Source organism: Microbacterium sp. Bi128, from assembly GCF_918698205.1.
In genome coordinates this window covers 1-1,505 of sequence record NZ_CAKKMM010001253.1, presented here as the reverse complement: position 1 = coordinate 1,505, position 1,505 = coordinate 1, and the positions used below count along the sequence as shown (strand labels likewise).

Annotated in this window: 2 protein-coding genes; both read right to left on the bottom strand. The window is 64.3% G+C overall.

Annotated features, from left to right (window positions below; translation table 11 throughout):
* Window positions 1-385, bottom strand: a 385-nt coding sequence (locus LQV45_RS31755; RefSeq protein ID WP_230011417.1) for an MFS transporter, incomplete at its 3' end; no start/stop codon positions are given.
* 58 nt (window positions 386-443) lie between these two features.
* On the bottom strand, window positions 444-1,505 hold a 1,062-nt coding region (gene uidA, locus LQV45_RS31750; RefSeq protein ID WP_230011414.1), incomplete at its 5' end, for a beta-glucuronidase.

Below are 1,505 nucleotides of genomic sequence, written 5' to 3'. Positions count from 1 at the left end.
AGGGGATGTTGACCAGGCTGTAGGCCAGGCCCAGGGCTGCGTACGTGACGTAGGCGTAGAGCAGGGTGCCGGATTCGCCGAGCTCAGGTATGGAGAAGGTGGCCACGCTCAGCAGCAGCAACGGGATGGAACCGAACATGATGAACGGACGGAACTTGCCGAACCGCTTGCTGTAGGTCCGGTCCACCACGCGGCCGGCGAAGACGTCGGCGAAGGCGTCGAAGATCCGCACCACCAGCAGCAGGGTGCCGGCGGCCGCGGCGGAGATCCCGGCCACATCCGTGTAGTACACGAGCAGGAACATGGTGGCGGTGGTGAAGGCGAGATTGTTTGCGGCGTCGCCGGCGCCATAGCCGACGATGCTGAGCTTGTTCAGCTTTTTCATGATTGGGCTCCTTTACCCGTTGCCGGACCTGGGCCCGGCGAAAAATGTGCGGTGAGGCCTACGCCTTGGAGGTGCTGTTCTTGGTGCCGGCCAGTGCCGTCCACCGTTGGCGCAGGGCATAGGCGGCAGGTTTGGGCCGCCTGTCCCGGGTGAAGACGCCCTTCTTGTTGCCGTCCACGCGCATGATGCCGTTGGAGGTCTGGAAGTCCGCGAAGTTCCAGACCTGTTCACCGACCATGGCGTCGACCCGGTCGAAGACCCGGTGGTACATGGCCAGGAACGCTGCCTGGTATTCCTCGCTCCAGGGCTGTTCATAGATGGAGTGGAAGCCGGGCATGGTGTCCGGTCCGTACTCGGTCATGATCATGGGCTTGCCGTACTTGGTTTCCCACTCGCGCAGCTCCTTCTCGAGGTGCTGCTCGGCGGTTTCGAGGTCGCCGTTATCGACGTACCAGCCGTAGTAGCGGTTGAGCATGATCACGTCGAACAGGTCCCCGAGCAGTTCCTTGTCCGGGGTGTCGAACAGGACGTTGACGTAGCCGACGGGCCGGGTGGGGTCCAGGCTGCGGGTCAGCTCCGCGAGGGGTGCGAAGTACTCGCGGGCGCCCTCCTCGGAACCGTTGGGTTCGTTGGCGATCGACCAGATCACGACGGAGGGGTGGTTCTTGTCGCGGGCGACGAGTTCGGTAATCGCCTGCCGGTGGTTGGCGGCGGTGTTGGCGTCCACTCCGCCCTCGACGTAGGTCTTCCTGGCGATGCCGCCGAAGACGGCGCCGAAGCCCAGGTGCAGCCCGACGGCGGCGGTTTCGTCGATCACGACGATCCCGTGCCGGTCCGCGAACTCCATGACTTCCTCGGCGTAGGGGTAGTGCGAGGTCCGGAACGAGTTGGCGCCCACCCAGTCCAGGAGCTGGAAATCATTGACCATCTGGGCGTTGCTGTGGCCCTTGCCGATGGCCACGTGGTCCTCGTGCATGCCGAAGCCGGTGAAGTAGAACGGTTCGCCGTTGATGAGGAATTCCTTGCCGCTGACTTCCACGGTGCGGACGCCGACCGGCAGGGTGTAGCTGTCCAGCAGCCGGCCGCCGTCGCGGATCTGCGCGATGAGGCTGTACAGGTA